Genomic DNA, 21,806 nt, shown 5'->3' with positions numbered 1-21,806 from the left:
GCGCTAGCGCGCGCTGAGCACGCCCGCCTGACGGAGCGCCCGCTCGATCACCGCGGCGGTGCTGCGCCAGGCATCGTGCCGCCGCTTCGCACCGATCTCCCCGCCCGACACCGCGGTGCCGTGCCCGGAGTGCCGCAGCGTGATCGTGGTCGACGTCCCCGTGACGGTCGTCGAGAGCTCGTACCGCCGGAACTCCCGCGACGGGTGCACGAGCGCCCCGAGCAGGATCGTGAGTACCCGGTTGCCCGTCGTCGCGGTGAGCGTCCCGCCCGTCGACTCGACGTGGTGCCCCGCCTGCTGCAGTGCGGCGCCGGCGGCCTCCATCGCGGTGCAACGGTCGCCCGTGTGCACGGCGAACTCGGTCGTGTGGTCCATCGTTCCTCCCCATCCCCGGAGATCGGTGTCGGTTCCCCCGAACCGCGTCGGGTCAGCATAGCCGATGCATACTCATGAACACAGGCCCCCCGAGCGGGCGTCGCTAGACTGCCGGACGTGTCTGTGAACCCCGAGCTCGTCGGCAGGACGTTCCCGCCGGCCCAGCCCTACCTGGTCGGTCGCGAGAAGGTGCGCGAGTTCTCCCGCGCCGTGTTCGCGACGAACCCGATCCACCACGAGCCCGAGGCCGCCCGCGCCGCCGGCTACGACGACGTCGTCGCCCCGCCGACCTTCGCGGTCGTCGTGCAGGAAGCAACGCTCGCCCAGCTCCTCGCCGAGCCCGACGCCGGCATCGACTTCTCCCGCGTGGTCCACGGCGAGCAGGCCTTCGCCTACGAGCGACCGATCGTCGCCGGGGACGAGCTCACCGCGACCCTGACCGTGACGAGCGTGAAGACCCTCGGCGGCAACGCCATGGTCACCGCCGAGAGCACGATGAACGACGCCGCGGGGGAGCACGTCGTCACGGCGACCTCCACCCTCGTGGTCCGAGGAGACGACGCATGACCACCGCACCCGTGACCGCGCTCGAGGTCGGCACCGTCGTCGCCGAGCGCGAGGTCCACATCACCCGCGACTCGCTCGTCCGCTACGCCGGCGCGTCCGGCGACTTCAACCCGATCCACTACCGCGACGACGTCGCCGCCTCCGTCGGCCTGCCCGGTGTCCTGGCGCACGGCATGCTCACGATGGGACTGGCCGTGCAGCCGGTCTCCGAGTGGCTCGGCGACCGCGGCTGGGTGGTCCGCTACGGCGTCCGGTTCACCCGCCCCGTGGTCGTCGACCCGGAGCAGGGCGCGACCGTCGGCGTCGTCGCCAAGGTCGGTACCGTCGACGACGACGGCCGTCCGCAGCGCATCGACCTCACCGTGACCGCCGCTGGGCAGACCGTGCTCGGCAAGGCGCAGGTCACGGTGGCGTTCCGCTGACCGTGACGGAGTCGGTGCTCGCCGACCTCACGACGCTGCGCGTCGGTGGTTCCGCGGCGCGACTGCTCACGGCGTCGACCACCGACGAGCTCGTCGCGCACGTCACCGCCGCGTGGGACGACGACGAGTGGCTGGTCCTCGGTGGCGGCAGCAACCTGCTCGTCGCCGACGACGGCTTCGACGGCACCGTCGTGCTCGTGCGCACGACGGGCATCGAGCACGACGCGGACGACGACGGCGTCACCGTCCGCGTCGCGGCCGGCGAGCCGTGGGACGCGTTCGTCGCCACGACGGTCGAGAACGGTTGGACGGGCCTGGAGGCGCTGAGCGGCATCCCGGGCACCGTCGGCGCCGCCCCCGTGCAGAACATCGGCGCCTACGGGGTCGAGCTGTCCGACGTGCTCACCCGGATCGAGTTCCTCGACGCGTCGACGGGGGAGCGCGCGTGGGTCCCAGCGGCCGAGCTGGCGCTCGGCTACCGCACCTCGACCCTCAAGCACGGACGGCGCGGTGCCGTGCTGACGGTCGAGTTCCGGCTCGGCACCGTCAGCGGCGCCGGGGTCCCGGTCCGCTACGCCCAGCTCGCCGGGTCGCTCGGCGTCGAGCTCGGGGCGTTCGTCGAGCCGGCGACGGTGCGGTCCGAGGTCCTGCGGCTCCGGGGGTCCAAGGGCATGGTCCTCGACGCGGACGACCACGACACGTGGAGCGCGGGGTCGTTCTTCACGAACCCGATCGTGTCCGCCGCCTTCGCCGAGACCCTGCCGGCCGAGGCGCCGCGCTGGCCGGCGGGCGACGACGTCAAGCTCAGCGCCGCGTGGCTCATCGAGCACGCCGGTATCCACCGCGGGTACGCCGTCCCCGGGTCCCGCGCCGCGATCTCGTCGAAGCACACGCTCGCGCTGACGAACCGCGGGGGAGCGACCGCCGCCCAGGTGGCCGAACTCGCCCGCTACGTCCAGGTGACCGTCCTGAACCGCTTCGGTGTCTCGCTCGTGCCGGAACCCGTCGTGGTGGGCGACCTGCTCGCCTGAGCCGAGCCGCGCCTCCTGGCCCGCGATGCAGAACGGCCCACCTCGACGAGGTGGGCCGTTCTGCGTACCGGGTGACTACGCGAAGAACTTCGCGAGCCGCGCGACGCCCTCGGCGATGTCGTCGTCACCGAGCGCGTACGACAGGCGGAGGTAGCCGGAGGGGCCGAACGCCTCACCGGGGACGACCGCGACCTCGGCGTGCTCGAGGATGAGGTCGGCGAGTTCGAGCGTCGTGGTCGGAGTCGAGCCGGCCCACTCGCGGCCGAGGAGCGCCGTGACGTCGGGGTAGACGTAGAAGGCTCCATGGGGGGTCGGCGTGACGAAGCCCGGGATCGCGTTCAGACCCGCGACGATCGCCTGACGACGGCGGTCGAAGGCCTCGCGCATGGCCGTGACGGGTTCCTGCGGGCCGGTCAGTGCGGCGATCGCGGCGCGCTGCGACACGTTCGACACGTTGCTCGACAGGTGCGACTGCAGGTTCGACGCCGCCTTGACCGCGTCGGACGGGCCGATGAACCACCCGACACGCCACCCGGTCATCGCGTACGTCTTCGCGACGCCGTTGACGAGGATCGTCGTGTCGGCGAGGGCAGGGACCGCCTCGAGGATGCCGGTGAACCGCACACCGTCGTACACGAGGTCCTGGTAGATCTCGTCGCTGATGACCCAGATGCCGTGCTCGAGCGCCCACTCGCCGATGGCCTTCGTCTGCTCGGCGGTGTACACCGAGCCGGTCGGGTTCGACGGCGAGCAGAACAGCAGTGCCTTGGTCTTCGGGGTGCGGGCGGCCTCGAGCTGGTCGACCGTGACGAGGTAGTCCTGGTCGCTGCCGGCGAAGACGTCGACGGGGACGCCCCCGGCGAGCCGGATGGCCTCGGGGTAGGTGGTCCAGTACGGCGCCGGCAGGAGGACCTCGTCGCCGTCGTCCACGATCGTCTGGAACGCCTGGTAGACGGCCTGCTTGCCGCCGTTCGTGACGATCACCCGGGCGGGGTCGACGGTGATGCCGGACTCGCGGGCGGTCTTCTCGGCGATCGCCTGCTTGAGCTCGGGCAGGCCGGTCGCGGGCGTGTACCGGTGGTTCTTCGGGTCCTGCGCTGCCTGCACGGCGGCGTCGACGACGTGCTGCGGCGTGGCGAAGTCCGGCTCGCCCGCGGCGAACGAGATGACCGGGCGACCGGCGGCCTTGAGCGCCTTGGCCTTCGCATCGACCTTGAGCGTCGCGGACTCGGCGATCGCGGCGATGCGGGACGCGATGCGCGGCCGATCGGTGGTCGCGGCAGCGGGGTGGGCGGTGGACTCGGGGCCTGGGGCTTCGGTGCTCACGGGGCCCAGCCTACCGGCGCGGCACGCCGGAGCATCCGTCAAGTGGACACCGTGTGACGGACTCCCGTACACTCGACCACCGGAACACGGATCGGTGACGAACCGTGTCCGAAGGGCGGTGGCTCAATTGGTAGAGCAGCGGTCTCCAAAACCGCAGGTTGCAGGTTCGAGTCCTGTCCGCCCTGCACATCTGGAAGGGTAGAAGTTGGCGAGCAAAGACATGGAGACGACGGCGGATGACGTCGTCGCCAAGGCGAAGCAGGACCGGGCCGAGCGCCGTGGTCCGTTCGCTGCCATCGTGCTCTTCATCCGTCAGGTCCTCGGCGAGCTCCGCAAGGTGGTCACGCCGACCCGCAAGGAGCTCTTCAGCTACACGGGCGTCGTCCTGGTCTTCGTCGTCGTGATGATGATCCTGGTGTCGGTCCTCGACTTCGTGTTCGGACTCGGCGTCGGGTACGTGTTCGGCAACGGGCCGACGGCCTGAGCCGGACACCGGCTGTCCTGACCGCTCGCGGACAGGAGTACGGTCGCCCGAGACGGCGCCGGTCGTGAACCGATCCGCCCGCCAACCCGATCCGCATCACCGAACGGAAAGATTCGACAGTGTCTGACAACTCCCGCGACGACATCGACCTCGCCACGGCTGCCGAGCAGTCCTCCGAAGTCGAGGAGAACCAGGAAGGCGACGTCGAGACCGGCGAGGAGCGTTCGGCCGAGTCCGCCGAAGAGCGAGCCATCGAGATCGAGGACGAGAACGACGAGTCCCTCGGCCTGAGCGACGAGCCCGACGACGGCACCGTCGACGCCGGCATCGACGAGGCGCTCACCGCGCTGGCCGAGTCGCGTGACCCCGAGGCCGACGCCGTCGTGGACGACGCGCTCGAGATCGACACCGCCGACGAGGCCGAGGCCGCCGTCGAGGCAGTCGAGGACGAAGAAGAGGTCGAGCTGGAAGCGGAGACCGCGGCCGAGGCCAACGCGACCCTCGCCGCCGACGAGGCCCTCGACGCTGAAGAAGCCGAAGAAGAGGCCGAGGTCGACCCGTACGAGGCCTTCAAGGCCGAGCTGCGGATGAAGCCGGGCAAGTGGTACGTCATCCACTCCTACGCGGGCTTCGAGCGCCGCGTGAAGTCGAACATCGAGAACCGCATGGTCTCGATGTCGATGGAGGACTACATCTACCAGGTCGAGGTCCCGATGGAGGACGTCGTCGAGATCAAGAACGGGCAGCGCAAGCTGGTCACCCGCGTCCGGATCCCCTCGTACGTGCTCGTCCGCATGGACCTCAACGAGGACTCGTGGTCCGTCGTCCGGCACACCCCGGGTGTCACCGGCTTCGTCGGCAACGCCCACAACCCGACGCCGCTCCGCTTCGACGAGGCGTTCGGCATGCTGAAGTCCCTGGTCCAGGTGGCCGAGGCCGCTCCGACCAAGGGCGGTGCGAAGGGCTCCGGCGGCGCACAGTCCCAGCCGGCGGCCGAGGTCGACTTCGAGATCGGCGAGACGATCACCATCAAGGAAGGCTCGTTCGCGGGTCTCCCGGGGTCGATCTCCGAGATCAAGCCGGAGAGCGGCAAGCTCACGGTCCTCGTCTCGCTGTTCGAGCGCGAGACCCCGGTCGAGCTCAGCTTCGACCAGGTCACCAAGCTGTAGTCCAACCCGATCATCGGGTAGACTCAACGAGTTTGGCCCCGCACGCTTCGTGCGTGCGGGGCTTCACCGCGGTCCGGAACGGCCGGGCCAGCGGGAGAGTGCACGGATCCCCGTGCGTTCGATTCCAGGAGGAAGACAAGTCATGGCACCGAAGAAGAAGGTCACGGGCCTGATCAAGCTGCAGATCAACGCGGGCGCCGCCAACCCGGCCCCGCCGATCGGTCCGGCGCTCGGTCAGCACGGCGTCAACATCATGGAGTTCTGCAAGGCGTACAACGCGGCGACCGAGTCGCAGCGTGGCAACGTCGTGCCGGTCGAGATCACCGTCTACGAGGACCGTTCGTTCACGTTCGTCCTCAAGACCCCGCCGGCGGCAGAGCTGATCAAGAAGGCCGCGGGTGTGCAGAAGGGTTCCGCGACCCCGCACACGGTCAAGGTCGCGAAGATCTCGATGGACCAGGTCCGTCAGATCGCCGAGACAAAGCAGGCCGACCTGAACGCCAACGACATCGAGCAGGCCGCGAAGATCATCGCCGGCACCGCTCGCTCGATGGGCATCACGGTCGAGGCGTAAGCCCCACCTGCTCAGGCACACAACCGAACACCCTTCCGTGGGAGAGCCGCGCCGGCTCGTCAACCACGTAGCTCCCAAGGAGAACACCATGGCGAAGAAGTCCAAGGCCTACCAGGCCGCGGCCGCGAAGATCGAGGCCGACAAGTTCTACACCCCCACCGAGGCAGTCGCCCTCGCGAAGGAGACCGGTTCCACCAAGACCGACTCCACCGTCGAGGTCGCCCTCAAGCTCGGTGTCGACCCGCGCAAGGCGGACCAGATGGTCCGTGGCACGGTCATCCTGCCGCACGGCACGGGCAAGACCGCCCGCGTCATCGTCTTCGCGGTCGGCGCAGCGGCTGAGGCCGCCATCGCCGCCGGCGCCGACGAGGTCGGTGGCGACGAGCTCATCGCGAAGGTCGCCGAGGGCTACACCGCCTTCGACTCCGCCGTCGCGACGCCGGAGCTCATGGGCAAGGTCGGTCGTCTCGGTAAGGTGCTCGGCCCGCGTGGCCTCATGCCGAACCCGAAGACCGGCACCGTGACCCCGAACGTGGCGCAGGCCGTCAACGACATCAAGGGCGGCAAGATCGAGTTCCGCGTCGACAAGCACGCGAACGTGCACTTCGTCGTCGGCAAGGCGTCGTTCACGCCGGAGCAGCTCGACGAGAACATCTCGACCGCGCTCGAGGAGATCAACCGCCTCAAGCCGAGCGCCTCGAAGGGCCGCTACATCATGAAGGGCGCCGTCTCGACGACCTTCGGCCCGGGCATCCCGCTCGACGTCAACAGCATCTGAGTCATCTGACCCAGTGAAGGACCCGCACCGCTCCCGGTGCGGGTCCTTTCGCGTACCCGGGGCTGTGTGCCGGTAGCGTGGCCTGGTGCGCACCCTCGTGAACTCGCTCCGGCTGCTCGCGGTCATCGCCGTCGTGGCCGCCATCGTCGGGCAGTGGCTGGTCAGCTCGAAGCTCCCGAGCTACAACCCGTGGAACTTCTTCGGCTACTTCACGATCCAGTCGAACATCATCATCGCGTTGGCCTTCGCCGTGACCCTCGTCGCCGCGGCCCGCCGGAAGCGCGGGGACCTGCGCGTGAGTCTGTTCCGCGGCGCGGCGACGGTGTACATCGCGACGACGGGGATCGTCTACAACACCCTGCTCACGGGGGTCGACGTGTCGGCGAACGTGCAGTGGTCGAACGACATCCTGCACAAGGTCCTCCCCGCGTACGCGGTGCTGGACTGGCTGCTGTTCTCCGACCGGTCGAAGCTGCTGCTCCGCCACGTGTGGTGGTTCCTCGTCTACCCGGCCGTCTGGACGATCGTGGTGCTGGTCCGCGGCGCGACGGACGGATGGGTGCCGTACCCGTTCCTGAACCCCGACCTGGGCTACGGCGTTGTCGCGCTGTACTGCCTCGGGGTGGCGGTGTCGATCGTCCTGCTCGGCGTGCTCGTCATCGGGATGAGTCGCCTGCGGATCGTGAAGGTCTAGCTCCGGAAGTCGCGCAGCCGGTCGAGCACGAGGTCGGCGAGCTGGATCAGCCCGCGGATCTGGTCGTCGTCGCGGTCGACCCACCGGCACTCGGGCTCGTCGGCGACCGGCACGAAGCCGTCGTGGCGTTCCCAGACGAACAGGGTGCGGTCGGCACCGAGCACGTACTGCTGCCACCAGATCTGGCGGAGGTAGTGCCGGGGGATGCTCCGCCACCCCTTGCCGGTGGTCTTGATCTCTGCGAGCACGACCCGTGACGAACCGTCGACGCCGACGCCGTCCGGGGTCGCGAGGTGGGCACGGTTGGTTGCGGCGTGGAACAGGTGCGCGGACGGCTGGATGCCGTGCGTCGCGGCGACCCAGGCAGCGATGACCGGTTCGCGTTCCTTGCCGTGCTCCGTGAACGAGTTGCCGGAGAACCGCGAGCCGTACCGCTTGTCGGTGACGACCGCGTCGACGGCGCGCAGCGAGGCGAGCCGGGCGACGTCGGTGGCGGTGATGCCCATGGCGCGGGCGCGGAGCCACGCGACGCGGTCGGAGGAGTGCGCGACGATGCGCTCGGTGTGCCCGCGGAGCGCGGTGAACGCGTCGTGCGCAACCGGTCCCGACGCCGGCGTGCCGGGGGCGGGTTGCGCCTCCAGGCCGGGGTCCAGGTCGCCCCACAGGGTGGGCTGCACGATCGTCACCCGACGATTGTCTCCCCACGCACCGACGAGACGAAACCGACGCACCGGCGGACCCACGGACGCGACGCACCGGCAGACGCACCGGCGGACGCACGGACGCGACGCACCGGTCAGGAGACCAGCTGGCGCCCCTCGGCGAACGTCACCAGCTCGTCGACCCCCGCGGGGGAGAGCGCGTACCCGATGGCGAGCGCCGCCGCTCCCTGGAGCGCCGCGAGCGACCCCGCCCGCGACTGCGCGATCACCAGGTGTTCCGTGGCGAGGGGCATGGAGCGGGAGTAGACGACCTCGCGGACCCCGGCGAGGAGGTGCTCCCCGGCCTGGGTGATCGATCCGCCGAGCGCGATGACCGACGGGTTCATGAGCGAGACGCACGTGGCGAGGACCTCGCCGATGTCACGTCCGGCCTGGCGCACCGCCTGGATGGCGTCGAGGTCCGACCGGTTGACGAGTTCGAGGACGTCCGCGCTGGAGTGCACGTCGTGCCCCTTCGCGCGGAGTCGTCGGGCGATGGCCGGACCGGAGGCGACGGCCTCGAGGCACCCGGTGTTCCCGCAGTGGCACGGCACGTCGCCGGCGCTCGAGACCCGGACGTGACCGATGTCACCCGCGGTGCCCTGCGCGCCGCGCTGGAGCTCGCCGTCCGAGACGATCCCGGAGCCGATGCCGGTGGCGACCTTGACGAAGAGCAGGTGGTCGACACCGGGCCAGCCGTGCTCGCGCTCCCCGAGGGCCGCGATGTTCACGTCGTTGTCGAGCAGGACGTGGGCGGCGATGTGCGCGCGCAGCCATCCGGGCACGTCGAAGCCGTCCCAGCCCGGCATGATCGGCGGGTTCGCGGGGCGTCCGGTGGAGAACTCGACCGGCCCCGGGACGCCGATGCCGATCGCGATGACGTCGTCCCGGGCGCGGCCGACCTCGTCGAGGAGCGCGTCGATCGTCTCGACGAGCCACGTCAGGGTGGGGACCGGGCCGGCCGCGATGTCGATGCGTGCCTCGCGGGTGGCGAGCGGCTCGGCGACGAGGTCGGTGACGGCGACGCGGCCGTGCGAGGCCCCGAGGTCGGCGGCGATGACCAGGCGTGCGCGGGGCATCAGCGCCACCTGCGCAGGCGGGCGTCCGCCCGTGGACGCCGCGGTGTCCACGGGTCCGACGAGCCCGACCTCGATGAGGGCATCGAGGCGCACGCCGATCGTGGAGCGCGCGAGTCCCGTCAGGCTGGCGAGCTCGGCCCGGGTCCGCGGCACGCCGTCGCGGAGGATCTGGAAGAGCTCGCTCGTCCCGACCGGAGGCGACGCTGCCGTCCGGTTCAAGTCGACCATGTGGGGGAGTGAAGCACACATCGAACGCGCCACGCAACGAAGTTCGTCGAAGAACCACGAACTTCTGCTTGACCGCCGACAAAAGTGGTCATAGTGTGACGCTCGGTCGACGTCGACCACACCATCTCGACGAGGAGAACCCCTGGTGACCCAACCGCTCTCGGTCCAGCTCTACACAGTCCGCGACGCCCTCGCTGCCGATCTGCCCGGCACGCTGCAGCGCATCGCCGACATCGGCTACACGAACGTCGAGGCCTTCGGCTTCGTCGACCGCGCCGAGGCGCTGCGCGATGCCCTCGCCGCGGCCGGACTGCAGAGCCCGAGCGGCCACGCCCGGCTCCTCGACGCCGGCGAGCAGGACCTCGAGCAGATCTTCCACGCGAGCGTCACCGTCGGCCTCACGACCCTGATCGACCCCCACATCGACGAGGCCCGCTGGACCACCCGCGAGGACGTCGAGGCCATCGCCCGCGAGCTGAGCGCCCTCGCGCCGCGCGCAGCGGACCACGGTCTCACTCTCGGCTACCACAACCACGCGTTCGAGTTCTCGAACCGCATCGACGGCGTCTCCGCCTACGAGGTCTTCGCCGACGCGCTCTCCGACGACGTCGTGCTCGAACTCGACACCTACTGGGTGAAGGTCGGCGGCGACGACCCGGTGGCGATCATCGGCAAGTACGGCGACAAGGTCCAGTTCCTGCACGTCAAGGACGGCGACGGTTCGCACGACGACAAGAAGCAGGTCGCCGTGGGCAACGGTGTCATGCCGATCCGCGAGATCATCGCCGCGGCGCCGGACGCGCTGCACGTCGTCGAGCTCGACGACCACGAGGGCGACGTCTTCCAGGCCGTCACCGACTCCTACACGTTCCTCGAGGGGGCCCGCGCATGACCGACACCACCACCGCGACCGACACGCAGGTCGACGCCACCGAGACCACCCGCACCGGCCCGGTCGGCGTCGGCGTCATCGGCGCCGGGGTCATCTCCGACCAGTACCTCTCGAACCTCACGGTCTTCCCCGACGTGACGGTCCACTTCATCGCCGACATCGACCTGCCCCGCGCAGCGGCACAGGCGGAGAAGTGGGGCGTCGCCGGTTCCGGCACGGTGGAGGAGCTCCTCGCGAACGACGACATCGAGATCGTCGTCAACCTGACGATCCCGGCCGCCCACGTCGAGGTCGCCCTGCAGGCCCTCGCCGCCGGCAAGCACGTCTGGGGCGAGAAGCCCTACGCCCTCGACCGTGCGAGCGCCGCCGAGCTGCGCGACGCCGCCCGTGCCGCCGGCAAGACCGTCAGCGTCGCCCCGGACACGTTCCTCGGTGCCGGGCTCCAGACCGCGCTGCGCACCATCCGCGACGGTCGCATCGGCACCCCGCTCAACGGCCTGACGCTCTTCCAGAGCCCCGGCCCGGAGTCGTGGCACCCGAGCCCCGAGTTCCTCTTCGCGTACGGCGCCGGCCCGCTGTTCGACATCGGCCCGTACTACATCACGACCCTCGTGCAGGCGTTCGGCCCCGTGAAGAAGGTCACCGCGACCGCGTCGAAGTCCCGCGCGACCCGCACCATCGGCTCCGGCCCGAAGGCGGGCACCGAGTTCCCGGTCGAGGTCCCGACGAACCACTCGGCCCTCATCGAGTTCGAGAACGGCGGCAGCGCGCAGAGCGTCTTCTCGTTCGAGTCCGACCGCGGCCGCACCGGCTTCGTCGAGATCGCGGGCGAGACCGGCACGGTCGTGTTCCCCGACCCGAACAACTTCGACGGCGACACCGAGCTGTACGCACTCGGTTCCGAGGAACCCGAGACGATCCCCGCCGTGGGGTCCACCTACTCGCGCGGCACCGGCGTGGTCGACCTGGCCCGCTCGCTCCGTGCAGGAGAGGAGAACCGGGTCCCCGGTGCCCTCGCCTTCCACGTCCTCGACGTGATGGTCTCCATCGCCGAGGCAGCCGAACGTGGTGAGGCGGTGCTCGTGGAGAGCACCGTCGCACCCTCCCCGACCCTCCCCGAGGGCTGGGACCCCGCGGCGTCGACCCTGGCCTGACCGGCCGGAGCGGCACCGCACACACAGCAGCACCCGACAGCACGACCAGTACCACCCCCTGCACCATCTCAACGACGAGAAAGTAGAGAGTCATGCGCACTGCCATCCGCGCACTGGCCATCACCGCGGCCGCGGCACTCACCGTGACCGGCCTCGCAGCCTGCTCCTCCGGAGGCTCCGGTTCGTCCGGCGACTCCAAGACGCTCACCTACTGGGCGTCCAACCAGGGCACGTCGCTCCAGAACGACAAGGAGGTGCTGACCCCCGTCCTCAAGAAGTTCACCAAGGAGACCGGGATCAAGGTCGACCTCCAGGTCATCGGCTGGAACGACCTGCAGAACAAGATCCAGACCGCCGTCACCTCGGGCCAGGGCCCCGACGTCGTCAACATCGGCAACACCTGGGCGACGTCGCTCCAGGCCACCGGCGCCTTCCAGGAGTTCGGTGACTCGGAGATGAAGGCGATCGGCGGGTCCGACAAGTTCGGCAAGGTCGCGCTCTCGACCGGTGGCGCGCCCGGCAAGACCGTCACGAGCGTCCCGCTCTACGGCCTCGCCTACGGCCTGTACTACAACAAGAAGATGTTCTCGGACGCCGGCATCGAAGCGCCGACCACGTGGGAGGACCTCACCGCCGACGCGAAGAAGCTCACCTCGGGTGACAAGTACGGCTTCACCATCGCCGGTGGCTCGTACACCGAGAACTCGCACTTCGCGTTCATCACCTCCGCCCAGAACGGCGGCGAGTGGTTCGACAAGGACGGCAAGCCGACCTTCACCCAGAAGGCGAACGTCGACGGCATCAAGCGCTACCTCGACCTGATGCAGTCCGACAAGGTCGTCAACCCGTCGAACGCGCAGTACGACAACGGCACCCAGGCCGTCTCGGACTTCGCGAACGGCAAGGCCGCGATGATGCTCACGCAGAACAACGCGAACGCGACCATCACGTCGCAGGGCATGAAGACGGACGAGTTCGGCGTCGTGCCGTTCCCGACCACCGCTGACGGTCAGGACATCGCGTCCTTCCCGGCCGGCATCAACCTGTCGATCTTCAAGAACACGAAGAACAAGGACGGCGCGCTCAAGTTCGTCAAGTACATGACGAGCGCGGACACGCAGACGACGCTCGACAAGCCGTACTCGGCGCTGCCGGTGCTCGCCGCGGCTGCTGACTCGGTCACCGACGAGCAGACGAAGACGTTCCTCGACATCTACAACAACAAGGCGAAGCCGCTCCCGCTGGTGCCCGCCGAGGACCAGTTCGAGTCCACGGTCGGCAAGGCGATGAACGACATGTTCGCCAAGATCGCGACCGGTTCCACCGTCTCGGACAGCGACATCAAGTCGGCGCTCCAGACCGCCCAGGACCAGGTGTCCCAGGCCGCTGGTTGATCCGCCCAGGAGGCCCGGGTCGCGTCCGCAAGGACGCGCCCGGGCCTCCACCCCTCAGGTCCACGGCCCCGCCCACGTCGAGCCCGCGACCTGCGGTTCCGCACCCGGCCACACGCCGGGGGTGAGCCGATCGGCTCACGCATGCCGCGCCTCCCGACCGCTGCCACGGTCCGCGCGAAGCACCCGATCCCCCTCCTGCCGAAAGGCCCCCGCTCATGTCCACCTCGGTCCTGCCCGACTCCGAGCGCATCGACCTGACCCACACGAACGGCCCGACCACGTCGGGCCGTCCGCCCGGTCGGAAGCGCAAGGGACACTGGCTGCCCTACGCGCTCGTCGCGCCCGCCATCCTCTTCGAGCTGCTGATCCACATCGTGCCGATGCTCACCGGCATCTGGATCTCGTTCATCCAGCTCACCAAGTACTTCATCGCCAACTGGGGTGCCGCACCGTTCGCGGGGCTGCGCAACTACTCGGTCGTCATCGACTTCGACCAGGCGATCGGCAAGGGCGTCCTGAACTCGTTCCTCATCACGTGCGGCTTCACGGTCCTCGTGGTCGGGCTCTCGTGGACCTTCGGCATGGCCGCCGCGGTCGCGCTGCAGAAGCCGTTCAAGGGCCGCGGGCTCTTCCGCACGCTCTTCCTCGTGCCGTACGCGCTGCCGATGTACGCCGGCATCATCACCTGGAAGTTCATGTTCCAGCGTGACTCCGGTGCGATCAACCACATCCTCGTGGACCAGCTGCACCTGTTCAACGGCACCGGGCCGTTCTGGCTGATCGGCTCGAACGCCTTCGTCTCGGTCGTCGTCGTGGCGATCTGGAAGACCTGGCCGTTCGCGTTCCTCATGCTCATGGCCGGCCTGCAGTCCGTGCCGAACGACGTGTACGAGGCCGCCTCGGTCGACGGCGCGAAGCCCTTCCGGCAGTGGCGCTCGATCACGCTGCCGATGGTGCGCCCGGTCAACGTGACGCTCGTGCTCGTGATGTTCCTCTGGACGTTCAACGACTTCAACACACCGTTCGTGCTGTTCGGCTCGACCGCCCAGCCCCCGGCGGCGGACCTGCTGAGCTTCCACATCTACAACGCGTCCTTCATCACCTGGAACTTCGGCTCCGGTGCCGCGATGAGCGTCCTGCTCCTCATCTTCCTGCTCATCGTCACCGGCATCTACCTGGCCGTGACCAACCGGAGGTCCGTCCGTGCGTGAGACATTCGGCGCCAAGTCCTTCAAGGTCGTGACCCTGGTCGTCCTGACCCTGTTCACGGTCGTCCCGCTCTACGTGATGATCACCACGGCCATCAAGCCGCTCGGTGACGTGCAGAACGACTTCACGTGGATCCCGACGAACATCACCATCCAGCCGTTCATCGACATGTGGTCGACGGTCCCGCTCGGCAAGTACTTCATCAACTCGCTCGTGGTCTGCACGGTCGCGACGGTGTTCTCGCTGATCATCGCGACCTTCGCCGCCTACGGTGTCTCGCGCTGGAACTTCAAGGGCAAGAGCACCTTCACCACCGCGGTGCTCTCCACCCAGATGTTCCCCGGCGTGCTGTTCCTGCTCCCGCTGTTCCTCATCTTCACGAACCTCGGGAACGCGCTCGGCATCCAGCTCGTCGGCAGCTGGACCGGCCTGATCATCACCTACCTGACGTTCACGCTCCCGTTCTCGATCTGGATGCTCGCGGGCTACTTCGAGACCATCCCGCGTGAACTCGACGAGGCCGCGATGGTCGACGGCTCGGGCCCGATGGGTGCCCTCTTCAGGGTCATCCTGCCCTCGGCGCGTCCCGGTCTGGTCGCGGTCGGCATCTACTCGTTCATGACGGCCTGGGGCGAGGTGCTCTTCGCCTCGGTCATGACGAACGGCGACGGGCAGACGCTGGCGGTCGGTCTGCAGCAGTACTCGACCCAGACGAACGTGTACTGGAACCAGATCATGGCGGCGTCCCTCGTCGTCTCGATCCCGGTCGTGATCGCGTTCCTCATCGTGCAGCGGCAGTTCGTGGCCGGCCTGACGGCCGGTGCGGTGAAGTAGGCGGGACCGCCTGACGGGAGGCGCGGTGCGGGTCCGACCCGCGCCGCGCCTCCCGTCCGTGCGTGCGCTGGTGCGCGCATGCGTGCGCTGGTGCGCGGGTGCGTGCGCTGGCAGCGAGACTCGGCCGGGCGGACGCTTTCGCGTCCGCGAGGCCACGAAGGTGTCCGCCGGGGCGAGACTCGGCGGACGGAATCCGGACAGGATGGGACCATGAGCGAGTCACGCGGGCGGCAACTGCTGCCGGGACAGACCAGCCGGGTGCACATGTACGACGTCGAGAGCCGGACGAGCCGGCTCGTGTTCGAGTCGAGCTCGGTGCTCGTCGAGGCGCCGAACGTGCTGGCCGACGGCACCCTCGTGCTGAACGGGGACGGCGACCTCTGGCTGCTGCGGCCCCCTGCCGACGGCGACGCCGTGCTCGACGAGACCGCCCTCGTGCGCGTCCCGATGCCCGGCGTCCCCGAGATCAACAACGACCACGTGCTCGACCCCTCGGGCAACTCCGTCGTGGTGAGCGCCCGCGACGGGGACCTGTACCGGGTACCCGTGCCGGCCGGGGGAGCGGCGGCGACCCTCACCGACGTCACCACCGCGCTGCCGGTCGTCCGGAAGTTCTACCTGCACGGCATCGCGCCCGACGGCGAGACCCTCGCGGCGATCGTCGGGGAGCGCACCGAGGAGGGCGTCTGGACCACCGACGTCGCCCTCGTCGACCCGGCCACCGGGGACCCGACGTTCCTGACCCGCGACGAGCACCCCGACGACGGCGTCTCGTTCGCGGGCGACATGCTCGTGTGGAACTCGGAGCGGTTCACGCCGGGCACTGCGCAGCTCGTCGCCCTCTGGCCCGGGGCGACCGACCCGGTCCGGATCACGAACGACGACCGGGTGAACTGGTTCCCGCACGTCTCGCCGGACGGCGCCCACCTGCTCTACCTGTCGTACGAGCCCGGCGTGCAGGGCCACCCCGCTGACCACCGCGTGGAGCTCCGGCTCCTGCCCGGCTCGCTCGTGCGCGGCGCCCGGATCGCCGTCCAGCCGGAGACCCTCGTCACGCTCGAGGGCGGGCAGGGGACCGTGAACGTGCCGCCGTGGTCGCCGGACTCGCGCTGGTTCGCGTACTGCGACTACCCGGCGGCGTAGGGGCGCCGGGCGCCGCCGGGCGCCGCGGCGGCGCCGCGAGTTCACGCGCTGAGCGACAGTTCACGCGCTCGGTGGCCCGTGAACTGTCGCTCAGCGCGAAACACCGGCGGAGCCAGCGGTCCCAGCGGCCCCGGCGGCCGGCCCTGCCTACACCTCGCGCACCTGACCCTGCTTGATGTGCAGGCGGCGCTCGGCCCGCTTCGCCACCCACGAGTCGTGCGTGACGATGACCACGGTGAGCCCGCGCTCCTTCCACTGCTTCTCGATGAGCCCCATGATCTCGTCACGGGTCGCCTCGTCGAGCGCACCGGTCGGCTCGTCCGCCAGCAGCACGCTCGGGTTCTTGACCAGCGCCCGCGCGATGGCCACGCGCTGCTGCTGCCCGCCGGACAGCTCCGCGGGCAGGTGGTCGAGCCGTTCGCCGAGGCCGACCTCCCGGAGCGCTGCGGTCGCACGGTCGCGGATCTCCGACCGCGACCGGTTCGCGAGGGATCCGGCGAACGCGGTCTCGACGTTCTCCAGCGCCGTCAACGTCGGGATGAGGTTGAAGCTCTGGAAGACGAACCCGATCTCGGTCGCCCGCAGGTTCGTCAGCGCCCCGTCCCCGAGCTTCGCCACGTCCTGGTCACCGAGGAGCACGCTGCCGGCACTCGGACGGTCGAGCGCGCCGAGCATCTGCAGCAGGGTCGACTTGCCGCCGCCGGTCGGCCCCTGGATCGCGACGAGCTGTCCCTGCGGGATGGTCAGGTCGACGTTCGTCAGCGCGGTGACGGTCCGGTTCTTCTGCTTGTACGTCTTGCTCACGTTCTTCAGGGCGTAGATCGGCCTGGAGGCGCGGCTCGCCTCCGCAGCGGAGGGCGCGGTGTCGATGCTGGTCACGGGGGCTCCTGTCGGTTCCGGTGTCGATGCGGTGCTGTCGGGGCCGGCGACGACGGGGGTCGCGCCGGTGGTCGGCCCGGGCATCAGGCCACGCTCCGCAGGGCCTCGGCCGGACGGAGCCGGCTCGCCCGCCAGCCGCCGAGTGCGCCGGCGATGAGGCCGCCGAGCACGGCGAGGCCGATCGCGAGCAGGATCACCTCGACGGTGACGGGGGCGTGCAGGACGACGTCGGTCGTCGAGGCCGTGCTCGCACCGCCGCCGCCGAACCCACCGGCGGGGGCACCACCGGTCGTGCCGCTGCCGGCCGCCGCCGTCGCCGCGCCGCCGGGCATCCCGCCGCCGCCCATGCCGCCGCGGTTCGTCGTGGACGAGGCGCTCGCCGAGATCGTCGGGGAGATGACGTTCACGACGAGGATGCCGATGAGACCAGCGGCCGCACCGATCACGCCGCCGATGATGCCCTGCACGAGGGACTCGCCGGCGACCTGGCGCGTGATGCGGCCGTTCGACCAGCCGATCGCCTTGAGGGTGCCGAACTCCCGCGTGCGTCGGGTGACGCCGGAGATCGTGAAGAGGATGGCGATGAGGAACGCCGCCGCGAGCACGACGATCGACAGCCAGGTGCCGAGGTTCGAGACGAGGCTCGAGGCGGTGCTCAGCGAGCCCGAGACGCTCGACGCGAGGTCGGCCTCGGTCGACACGGTGGCGCTGGTGAGCTGCTTCTGCAGCGCGGACTTGATCGTGCCGACGTCCGACGAGGACGACGCCGAGACGTAGATCGAGGTGACCTTGCCGTCCAGGTCCGCCAGTGCCTGCGCGGTGTCCAGCGGGATGTACGTGTTCGAACCGGTGGTCGACGACGAGCCGGTGGACGACACGATGCCGATGACCGAGAAGTCCTTCCCGCCGATGGAGACGGTGTCGCCGACGGCCTTCGACTCGCTCTTCGCGTAGGCGGCGTCGAGCACGACGACGTCCTTGCCCGCGTCCGCCGACGTGAACGCGCGACCCTTCGTGAGCTCGGTGCTCGTCAGCGGCCCGACGGTGTCACCGGACACCGGGATGCCCGTGACGGTGAACGAGTCGACGCTGAACGATCCGCCGCCGAAGCCGCCGCCGCCCTCGCCGCCGCTCGGCGGACCCTGCTGGGTCCCGGTGCCGCTGCTGTCGCTCGAGCTGCTGCTGCTGTCCGACTGCTGCTGCACCTGGCCCGAGAACGTGCTGTTCTCGAGGGTCAGGACACCGGTCGCGGCCTTCACCCCGCTCGTGCTCGTGACGGTCTGCACGTCCGACGCGCTGAGCGTGCTGGACCCGCGGGAGACGGCGAGCCGGGACTGCGAGAGGTCGGTCGACCCACTGCCGCTGCCGGAGCTGCCCTGGCTGCCGAAGTCGAAGCTCGGACGCCCGGTGGCGGAGCCGGTCGGGGTCTCGGTCTTCGTCACGGTGATGTCGGTACCGACGCCGTAGACGGACTGCAGCACGCTCGCCTGCGCGGCCTTCACGCCGCCCGCGATCGAGGACACGATGACCACGAGGGCGATGGCGAGCGCCATGCCGATCGCGATGATGACGGTCTGCTTCTTGCGGTTCGTGAGTTCGCGCCTGAGGTAGGTCAGGAACATGGTTCTCCTCGGTGTTGGGGTCGAGGAGACCGTAGGGAGGCAGTCGATGAGCGGCGCTGCGGGATCCCAAGAACTTCCGATGAAGCCTCAGCTGGCGTCGCCGTACGTCCGGCGGAGGTGCTCGGCGTAGCCGCCCGGTGTCCGACCGTCGAACCGGCCGCTCGTCACCACGGGGAGGTCCGTCGTCGCGCGCACGTCGAACCCGAGGGCTCGTGCACGCTCGACGAGCCGGACGTCCTCGTGCTCGGGCACCGGGTCGAAGCCACCGATCGCCAGGCACACGTCCCCCCGCAGCCCGAGGTTCGCACCGTGCACGTGGCCGAGCGTCGACCCCGGCGGGTGCGCGTGCGTCCACCGGGCGAGGACCACGGGGTCGAGGTCGTCCGGGTCCGGCACCACGGCCCCCACCAGGACGTGCGCGCCGTCGGCGTGGGCCTCGACCTGCTGCACGAGCCAGCCCGGGTCGACGCGGGAGTCGGCGTCCGTGTGGGCCGTCCACCGCTCGGACGGCTCCGGTCCCGTCGCGAGGGCACGGGTGGTCCCGACGGCCCGTGCTCGTCCGACGCCGAGGTGCGCGGTCTCGACGACCTCGAGGGGGACCTCGGTCCAGAGCGGGTCCGCGGCCGCCGCCGACCGGAGGACGAACGCCGTCCGGTCCGTGCACCCGTCCAGGACGACCACGACCGACACCTCGACGGTGGGGTGCGCTCGCCGCAGGACCCGGACCGCGTCGGCGAGGGCCTCGACGCAGCCGCCGATGCCGTCCTCCTCGTCGTGCGCCGGCACGACGACGTCGACGCGTGCGGGGAGCGTCACGGGGTCAGCCCTTCCGTCGTCGCGACGGAGACCACCGACGGACCGGGGAAGACGCTCAGGACGAAGTCCTCCTCGACGTGCCGGACGAGCGCGGGCCGCGGCCACCGCTCGGCGATGCGGGCGTCCACGACGTCACCCGAGGTCACGGCGTCGTCGTCGGGGTGCCGCCAGTGACAGGCGACGAGGACACCGTCGTCGTCGAGGGAACCGAGCGCCCGGTCGATCGTGGCGTCGAGGTCCGCCGGCGACAGGTAGTACCCGACCTCGGAAAACAAGACGAGGTCCCATCGACCGTCCGGCCACTCCGACGGCAGCTCGGCCTGGACGAACCGGGCGGCCGGCGCACGCAGCCGGGCACGTTCCAGTGGTGCCGCGGCGATGTCGGTCCCGAGCACGGCGTCGGCGCGCTCGGTCAACGCGGCCGTCAGCACCCCCGTCGCGCAGCCGAGCTCGAGCGCGGACCGGTACCGCTCGCGGGGGAGCGCCGCCAGGGTCACGGCACGCTTCCGCCGTTCGTACCAGGAGCCCTCGAAGTCCCAGCCCTCCGGCTTCCGCTCGTAGTGGGCGTCGAAGGACTCCCGGGAGCGGGACGACTGCACCGCGGACACGGCGAAGAACCACTCGGTCGGCCGCAGGTGGTGCGCGGCGTGCCGGGCGTCGACGATCGCCTCGTCGCCCGGGGCCGGCGAGAGCGGCCGGGTCTGCGAGGGGTAGGCGTCGAGTGCGGCGCGCTTCCGGTCCAGGACCGCCGACGACAGCGCCAGCGACCGGGCCCGGTCCCAGGGCGCCGCGGGGTCGGATGGGGCGTCCCAGTGCCACGCCCAGATCGGGTACTCGAGCAGCTCCGCTCCCGGAGTGCCCGCGACGACGTCCGCGGCGACCTCGCCCGCGATGCGGTGGTCCCGGTGCCCGTCCCCACGCCACGGCGCGACGACCAGCACGGGACCGTCGACCGGCCCGACCCCGACCCGCTCGGTGAGCGCCGCCCGGAGCACGTCCGGGTGCTCGCGGAGCCCACCGTCCGGGACGTCCAGGACCGTCGCGCTCGCCGCGGGGGCGAGTGCAGCCAGCGCCGCCCGGAACTCGGCGTCCCGGATCACCCGGAGTCGCTCGGGGGAGGTGCTCGGCGAGTCCGGGTGCGAGCCCTCGCCGCGGGACACGAGCAGCACGTGCACGGGGACACCGGCGTCCGCGGCGGACGCGATCAGCCCGCCGGCGCCGAGGGTCTCGTCGTCGGGGTGCGGCGCGACGACCACGACCGCGGCGACCCCGTCGAGCCGCACCGGCAGCGAGGGCACCGACCGCAGGAAGGGCGTCCAGTCGGCGGGGTCGGTGCCCGGCTCGCGGTGGTCGAAGCTCACCACGCGACACCGCCGCGCTCGACGACGATGCGGCCGGTGCGGGCGAGGTCCCGCTCGCCGTGGTCCTGCAGCACGTAGAGCTCGAGGTCGGCGACGCGCGCGGCGACCGCCGGGTCCGAGGTCAGGGGAGCGGGGCCGATCGTCCGCACGACCCGCTCCCGGACGGCGTCGACGGCCCGGCGGACCCGGGAGCGCACGACCTGGGCGAGCAGCGACCAGTCGTCGTCGGAGTCCGGGGCGGACGCGGCGCCGGAGTCGGTGCCCGCGCCGTCGATCCGGGCCGCGGCGTCGGCGAGGGCGTCCTCGGCGTCGGCGAGGTCGGCGACCGTCGCGCCGAGGGCGGCCTGCAGCAGCTCGGACTCGGGCCGGGACACCACCAGGGAGCGGAGGACCCGGGCGAGTCCGACCGCGCCACCCCACCAGCACGCCGCGACACCGATCCCGCCCCAGGCGAACCCCGGACGCGTGAGGTACCAGCCGGGAGCGCCGACGGGCGTCGCGTGCACCCCGGCGAAGTCGACCGGGCCGCTCGGCACGTCCGGCATGCCACGGGCGACCCAGGCCTCGTCGTGCACCGTCACACCGTCCTGCCGGAGGTCCACCGCGAACAGCTGCCGGTCGTCCCCGACGTGGGCGGTGACGAGCGCGTTCGAGAGGCTCGACGCGAGGGAGCACCACGGCTTCGTGCCGTCGAGCGCGAACGAGCCGTCCGAGCCGCCCGATGTCGCCGTGAGCCGCAGCCCCGGGCCCTCGGCGGCGAACACGCCCCACGTCGAACCCTCCGGAGCGTCCACCCCGGCCTGCGCGAGGATGCCGAGCGCGTCGAGGTGCGGCTCGACCGTGCGCGCGAGGGCGACGTCCGCGGCCGCGACGGCAGCCAGAGCGGCGAAGGAGCCACCGGCCGTCCCCGCGGACAGCAGCGGGGCCGTGGCGGCGACCGACCGGGCGAACGCGAGCCGGTCCGCCGGGGTCGCGCCGCGCCTCCCGGGACCGCCTGCGATCCGGGCGGACTCCTCGATGCGCGCGGTGTCGACGGATCGGGCGGAGGCCGGCCAGGCCGAGGATCGGAGCATG

The 21,806-nt window shown here is 70.7% G+C and carries 23 protein-coding genes and 1 tRNA gene; 15 read left to right on the top strand and 9 right to left on the bottom strand.

The genetic code is table 11. The features are described 5' to 3' along the window. Positions 1-3 precede the first annotated feature (3 nt). Complete coding sequence (locus HWD93_RS08790; RefSeq protein WP_071296713.1) at positions 4-375, bottom strand: hypothetical protein; 372 nt, start codon at positions 373-375, stop codon at positions 4-6. A 117-nt stretch (positions 376-492) separates the two neighbouring features. Between HWD93_RS08790 and HWD93_RS08785 the strand changes: the two genes are divergently transcribed. Genes HWD93_RS08785 through HWD93_RS08775 form a run of 3 tightly spaced genes read left to right on the top strand, consistent with a single transcriptional unit; the run spans position 493 to position 2,395 of the window. After that, positions 493-942, top strand: a complete 450-nt coding sequence (locus HWD93_RS08785; RefSeq protein WP_083295268.1) for a MaoC family dehydratase N-terminal domain-containing protein — start codon at positions 493-495, stop codon at positions 940-942. Continuing rightward, a complete protein-coding gene (locus HWD93_RS08780) occupies positions 939-1,364 on the top strand; it encodes a MaoC/PaaZ C-terminal domain-containing protein (RefSeq protein ID WP_071296734.1) in 426 nt (141 codons plus the stop codon). The genes HWD93_RS08785 and HWD93_RS08780 overlap by 4 nt, the downstream gene beginning before the upstream one ends. Positions 1,365-1,366: 2 nt before the next feature. Next, positions 1,367-2,395, top strand: a complete 1,029-nt coding sequence (locus HWD93_RS08775; RefSeq protein ID WP_261646597.1) for a UDP-N-acetylmuramate dehydrogenase — start codon at positions 1,367-1,369, stop codon at positions 2,393-2,395. Positions 2,396-2,470: 75 nt separating this feature from the next. Here HWD93_RS08775 and HWD93_RS08770 read toward each other — a convergent pair whose 3' ends face one another. Continuing rightward, entirely contained in the window at positions 2,471-3,652 is a 1,182-nt protein-coding gene (locus HWD93_RS08770) for a pyridoxal phosphate-dependent aminotransferase (protein ID WP_261646599.1), read from the bottom strand. 181 nt (positions 3,653-3,833) lie between these two features. Between HWD93_RS08770 and HWD93_RS08765 the strand changes: the two genes are divergently transcribed. The 6 genes from HWD93_RS08765 (at position 3,834) to HWD93_RS08740 (ending at position 7,420) form a co-directional block, all read left to right on the top strand. After that, positions 3,834-3,906, top strand: a tRNA-Trp gene (locus HWD93_RS08765). A gap of 35 nt (positions 3,907-3,941) precedes the next feature. Continuing rightward, the gene (gene secE / locus HWD93_RS08760) at positions 3,942-4,205 is read left to right on the top strand and encodes a preprotein translocase subunit SecE (protein WP_370871658.1); all 264 of its coding nucleotides are present in this window, start codon (positions 3,942-3,944) and stop codon (positions 4,203-4,205) included. Positions 4,206-4,324: 119 nt separating this feature from the next. Further along, a complete protein-coding gene (nusG, locus tag HWD93_RS08755) occupies positions 4,325-5,374 on the top strand; it encodes a transcription termination/antitermination protein NusG (RefSeq protein ID WP_071296714.1) in 1,050 nt (349 codons plus the stop codon). Positions 5,375-5,516: 142 nt separating this feature from the next. Further along, positions 5,517-5,948 (top strand): 50S ribosomal protein L11, encoded by a 432-nt coding sequence (gene rplK / locus HWD93_RS08750; RefSeq protein WP_022906459.1) that lies wholly within the window; start codon positions 5,517-5,519, stop codon positions 5,946-5,948. A gap of 88 nt (positions 5,949-6,036) precedes the next feature. Then, entirely contained in the window at positions 6,037-6,726 is a 690-nt protein-coding gene (gene rplA, locus HWD93_RS08745) for a 50S ribosomal protein L1 (protein WP_070418374.1), read from the top strand. Between the two features lie 85 nt (positions 6,727-6,811). Further along, on the top strand, positions 6,812-7,420 hold the full coding sequence (locus HWD93_RS08740) for a Pr6Pr family membrane protein (RefSeq protein WP_092386359.1): 609 nt from the start codon (positions 6,812-6,814) through the stop codon (positions 7,418-7,420). Here the strand turns inward: HWD93_RS08740 and HWD93_RS08735 are convergent. Continuing rightward, positions 7,417-8,106, bottom strand: coding sequence for a YqaJ viral recombinase family protein (locus HWD93_RS08735; RefSeq protein WP_261646596.1), 690 nt, complete (start codon positions 8,104-8,106; stop codon positions 7,417-7,419). The two genes, HWD93_RS08740 and HWD93_RS08735, sit on opposite strands and share 4 nt — an antisense overlap. Positions 8,107-8,216: 110 nt before the next feature. Further along, positions 8,217-9,428: an ROK family transcriptional regulator gene (locus HWD93_RS08730; protein ID WP_071302604.1), complete on the bottom strand. Its 1,212-nt coding sequence runs from the start codon at positions 9,426-9,428 to the stop codon at positions 8,217-8,219. 145 nt (positions 9,429-9,573) lie between these two features. Here HWD93_RS08730 and HWD93_RS08725 point away from each other — a divergent pair, with 145 nt between their 5' ends. From HWD93_RS08725 to HWD93_RS08700, 6 genes are all read left to right on the top strand, one after another. Next, a complete protein-coding gene (locus HWD93_RS08725) occupies positions 9,574-10,320 on the top strand; it encodes a sugar phosphate isomerase/epimerase (RefSeq protein WP_092386363.1) in 747 nt (248 codons plus the stop codon). Continuing rightward, on the top strand, positions 10,317-11,474 hold the full coding sequence (locus tag HWD93_RS08720) for a Gfo/Idh/MocA family protein (protein WP_070418379.1): 1,158 nt from the start codon (positions 10,317-10,319) through the stop codon (positions 11,472-11,474). Before HWD93_RS08725 ends, HWD93_RS08720 begins: the two co-directional genes overlap by 4 nt. A gap of 92 nt (positions 11,475-11,566) precedes the next feature. Further along, on the top strand, positions 11,567-12,868 hold the full coding sequence (locus HWD93_RS08715) for an ABC transporter substrate-binding protein (protein ID WP_070418380.1): 1,302 nt from the start codon (positions 11,567-11,569) through the stop codon (positions 12,866-12,868). A gap of 215 nt (positions 12,869-13,083) precedes the next feature. Further along, complete coding sequence (locus tag HWD93_RS08710; RefSeq protein ID WP_261646595.1) at positions 13,084-14,079, top strand: carbohydrate ABC transporter permease; 996 nt, start codon at positions 13,084-13,086, stop codon at positions 14,077-14,079. After that, the gene (locus tag HWD93_RS08705; RefSeq protein WP_070418381.1) at positions 14,072-14,911 is read left to right on the top strand and encodes a carbohydrate ABC transporter permease; all 840 of its coding nucleotides are present in this window, start codon (positions 14,072-14,074) and stop codon (positions 14,909-14,911) included. Before HWD93_RS08710 ends, HWD93_RS08705 begins: the two co-directional genes overlap by 8 nt. A 210-nt stretch (positions 14,912-15,121) precedes the next feature. Continuing rightward, positions 15,122-16,054, top strand: a complete 933-nt coding sequence (locus tag HWD93_RS08700) for a biopolymer transporter Tol (RefSeq protein WP_261646594.1) — start codon at positions 15,122-15,124, stop codon at positions 16,052-16,054. A gap of 147 nt (positions 16,055-16,201) precedes the next feature. Here the strand turns inward: HWD93_RS08700 and HWD93_RS08695 are convergent, their stop codons facing one another. From HWD93_RS08695 to HWD93_RS08675, 5 genes are all read right to left on the bottom strand, one after another. Beyond that, a complete protein-coding gene (locus HWD93_RS08695) occupies positions 16,202-16,933 on the bottom strand; it encodes an ABC transporter ATP-binding protein (protein WP_229087103.1) in 732 nt (243 codons plus the stop codon). An 83-nt stretch (positions 16,934-17,016) separates the two neighbouring features. Continuing rightward, on the bottom strand, positions 17,017-18,555 hold the full coding sequence (locus HWD93_RS08690; protein WP_070418383.1) for an ABC transporter permease: 1,539 nt from the start codon (positions 18,553-18,555) through the stop codon (positions 17,017-17,019). Between the two features lie 87 nt (positions 18,556-18,642). Further along, on the bottom strand, positions 18,643-19,371 hold the full coding sequence (locus tag HWD93_RS08685; RefSeq protein WP_070418384.1) for a glycosyltransferase family 2 protein: 729 nt from the start codon (positions 19,369-19,371) through the stop codon (positions 18,643-18,645). After that, a complete protein-coding gene (locus HWD93_RS08680; RefSeq protein WP_229087102.1) occupies positions 19,368-20,732 on the bottom strand; it encodes a bifunctional PIG-L family deacetylase/class I SAM-dependent methyltransferase in 1,365 nt (454 codons plus the stop codon). Before HWD93_RS08680 ends, HWD93_RS08685 begins: the two co-directional genes overlap by 4 nt. Beyond that, complete coding sequence (locus HWD93_RS08675; RefSeq protein WP_261646593.1) at positions 20,729-21,805, bottom strand: acyl-CoA dehydrogenase; 1,077 nt, start codon at positions 21,803-21,805, stop codon at positions 20,729-20,731. Before HWD93_RS08675 ends, HWD93_RS08680 begins: the two co-directional genes overlap by 4 nt. Between the last annotated feature and the right edge of the window lies 1 nt (position 21,806).

This window comes from Curtobacterium sp. C2H10 (genome assembly GCF_025407985.1).
In the GTDB taxonomy this organism is placed as follows: Bacteria; Actinomycetota; Actinomycetes; order Actinomycetales; family Microbacteriaceae; genus Curtobacterium.
This window is presented reverse-complemented; position numbering and strand designations above follow the sequence as displayed.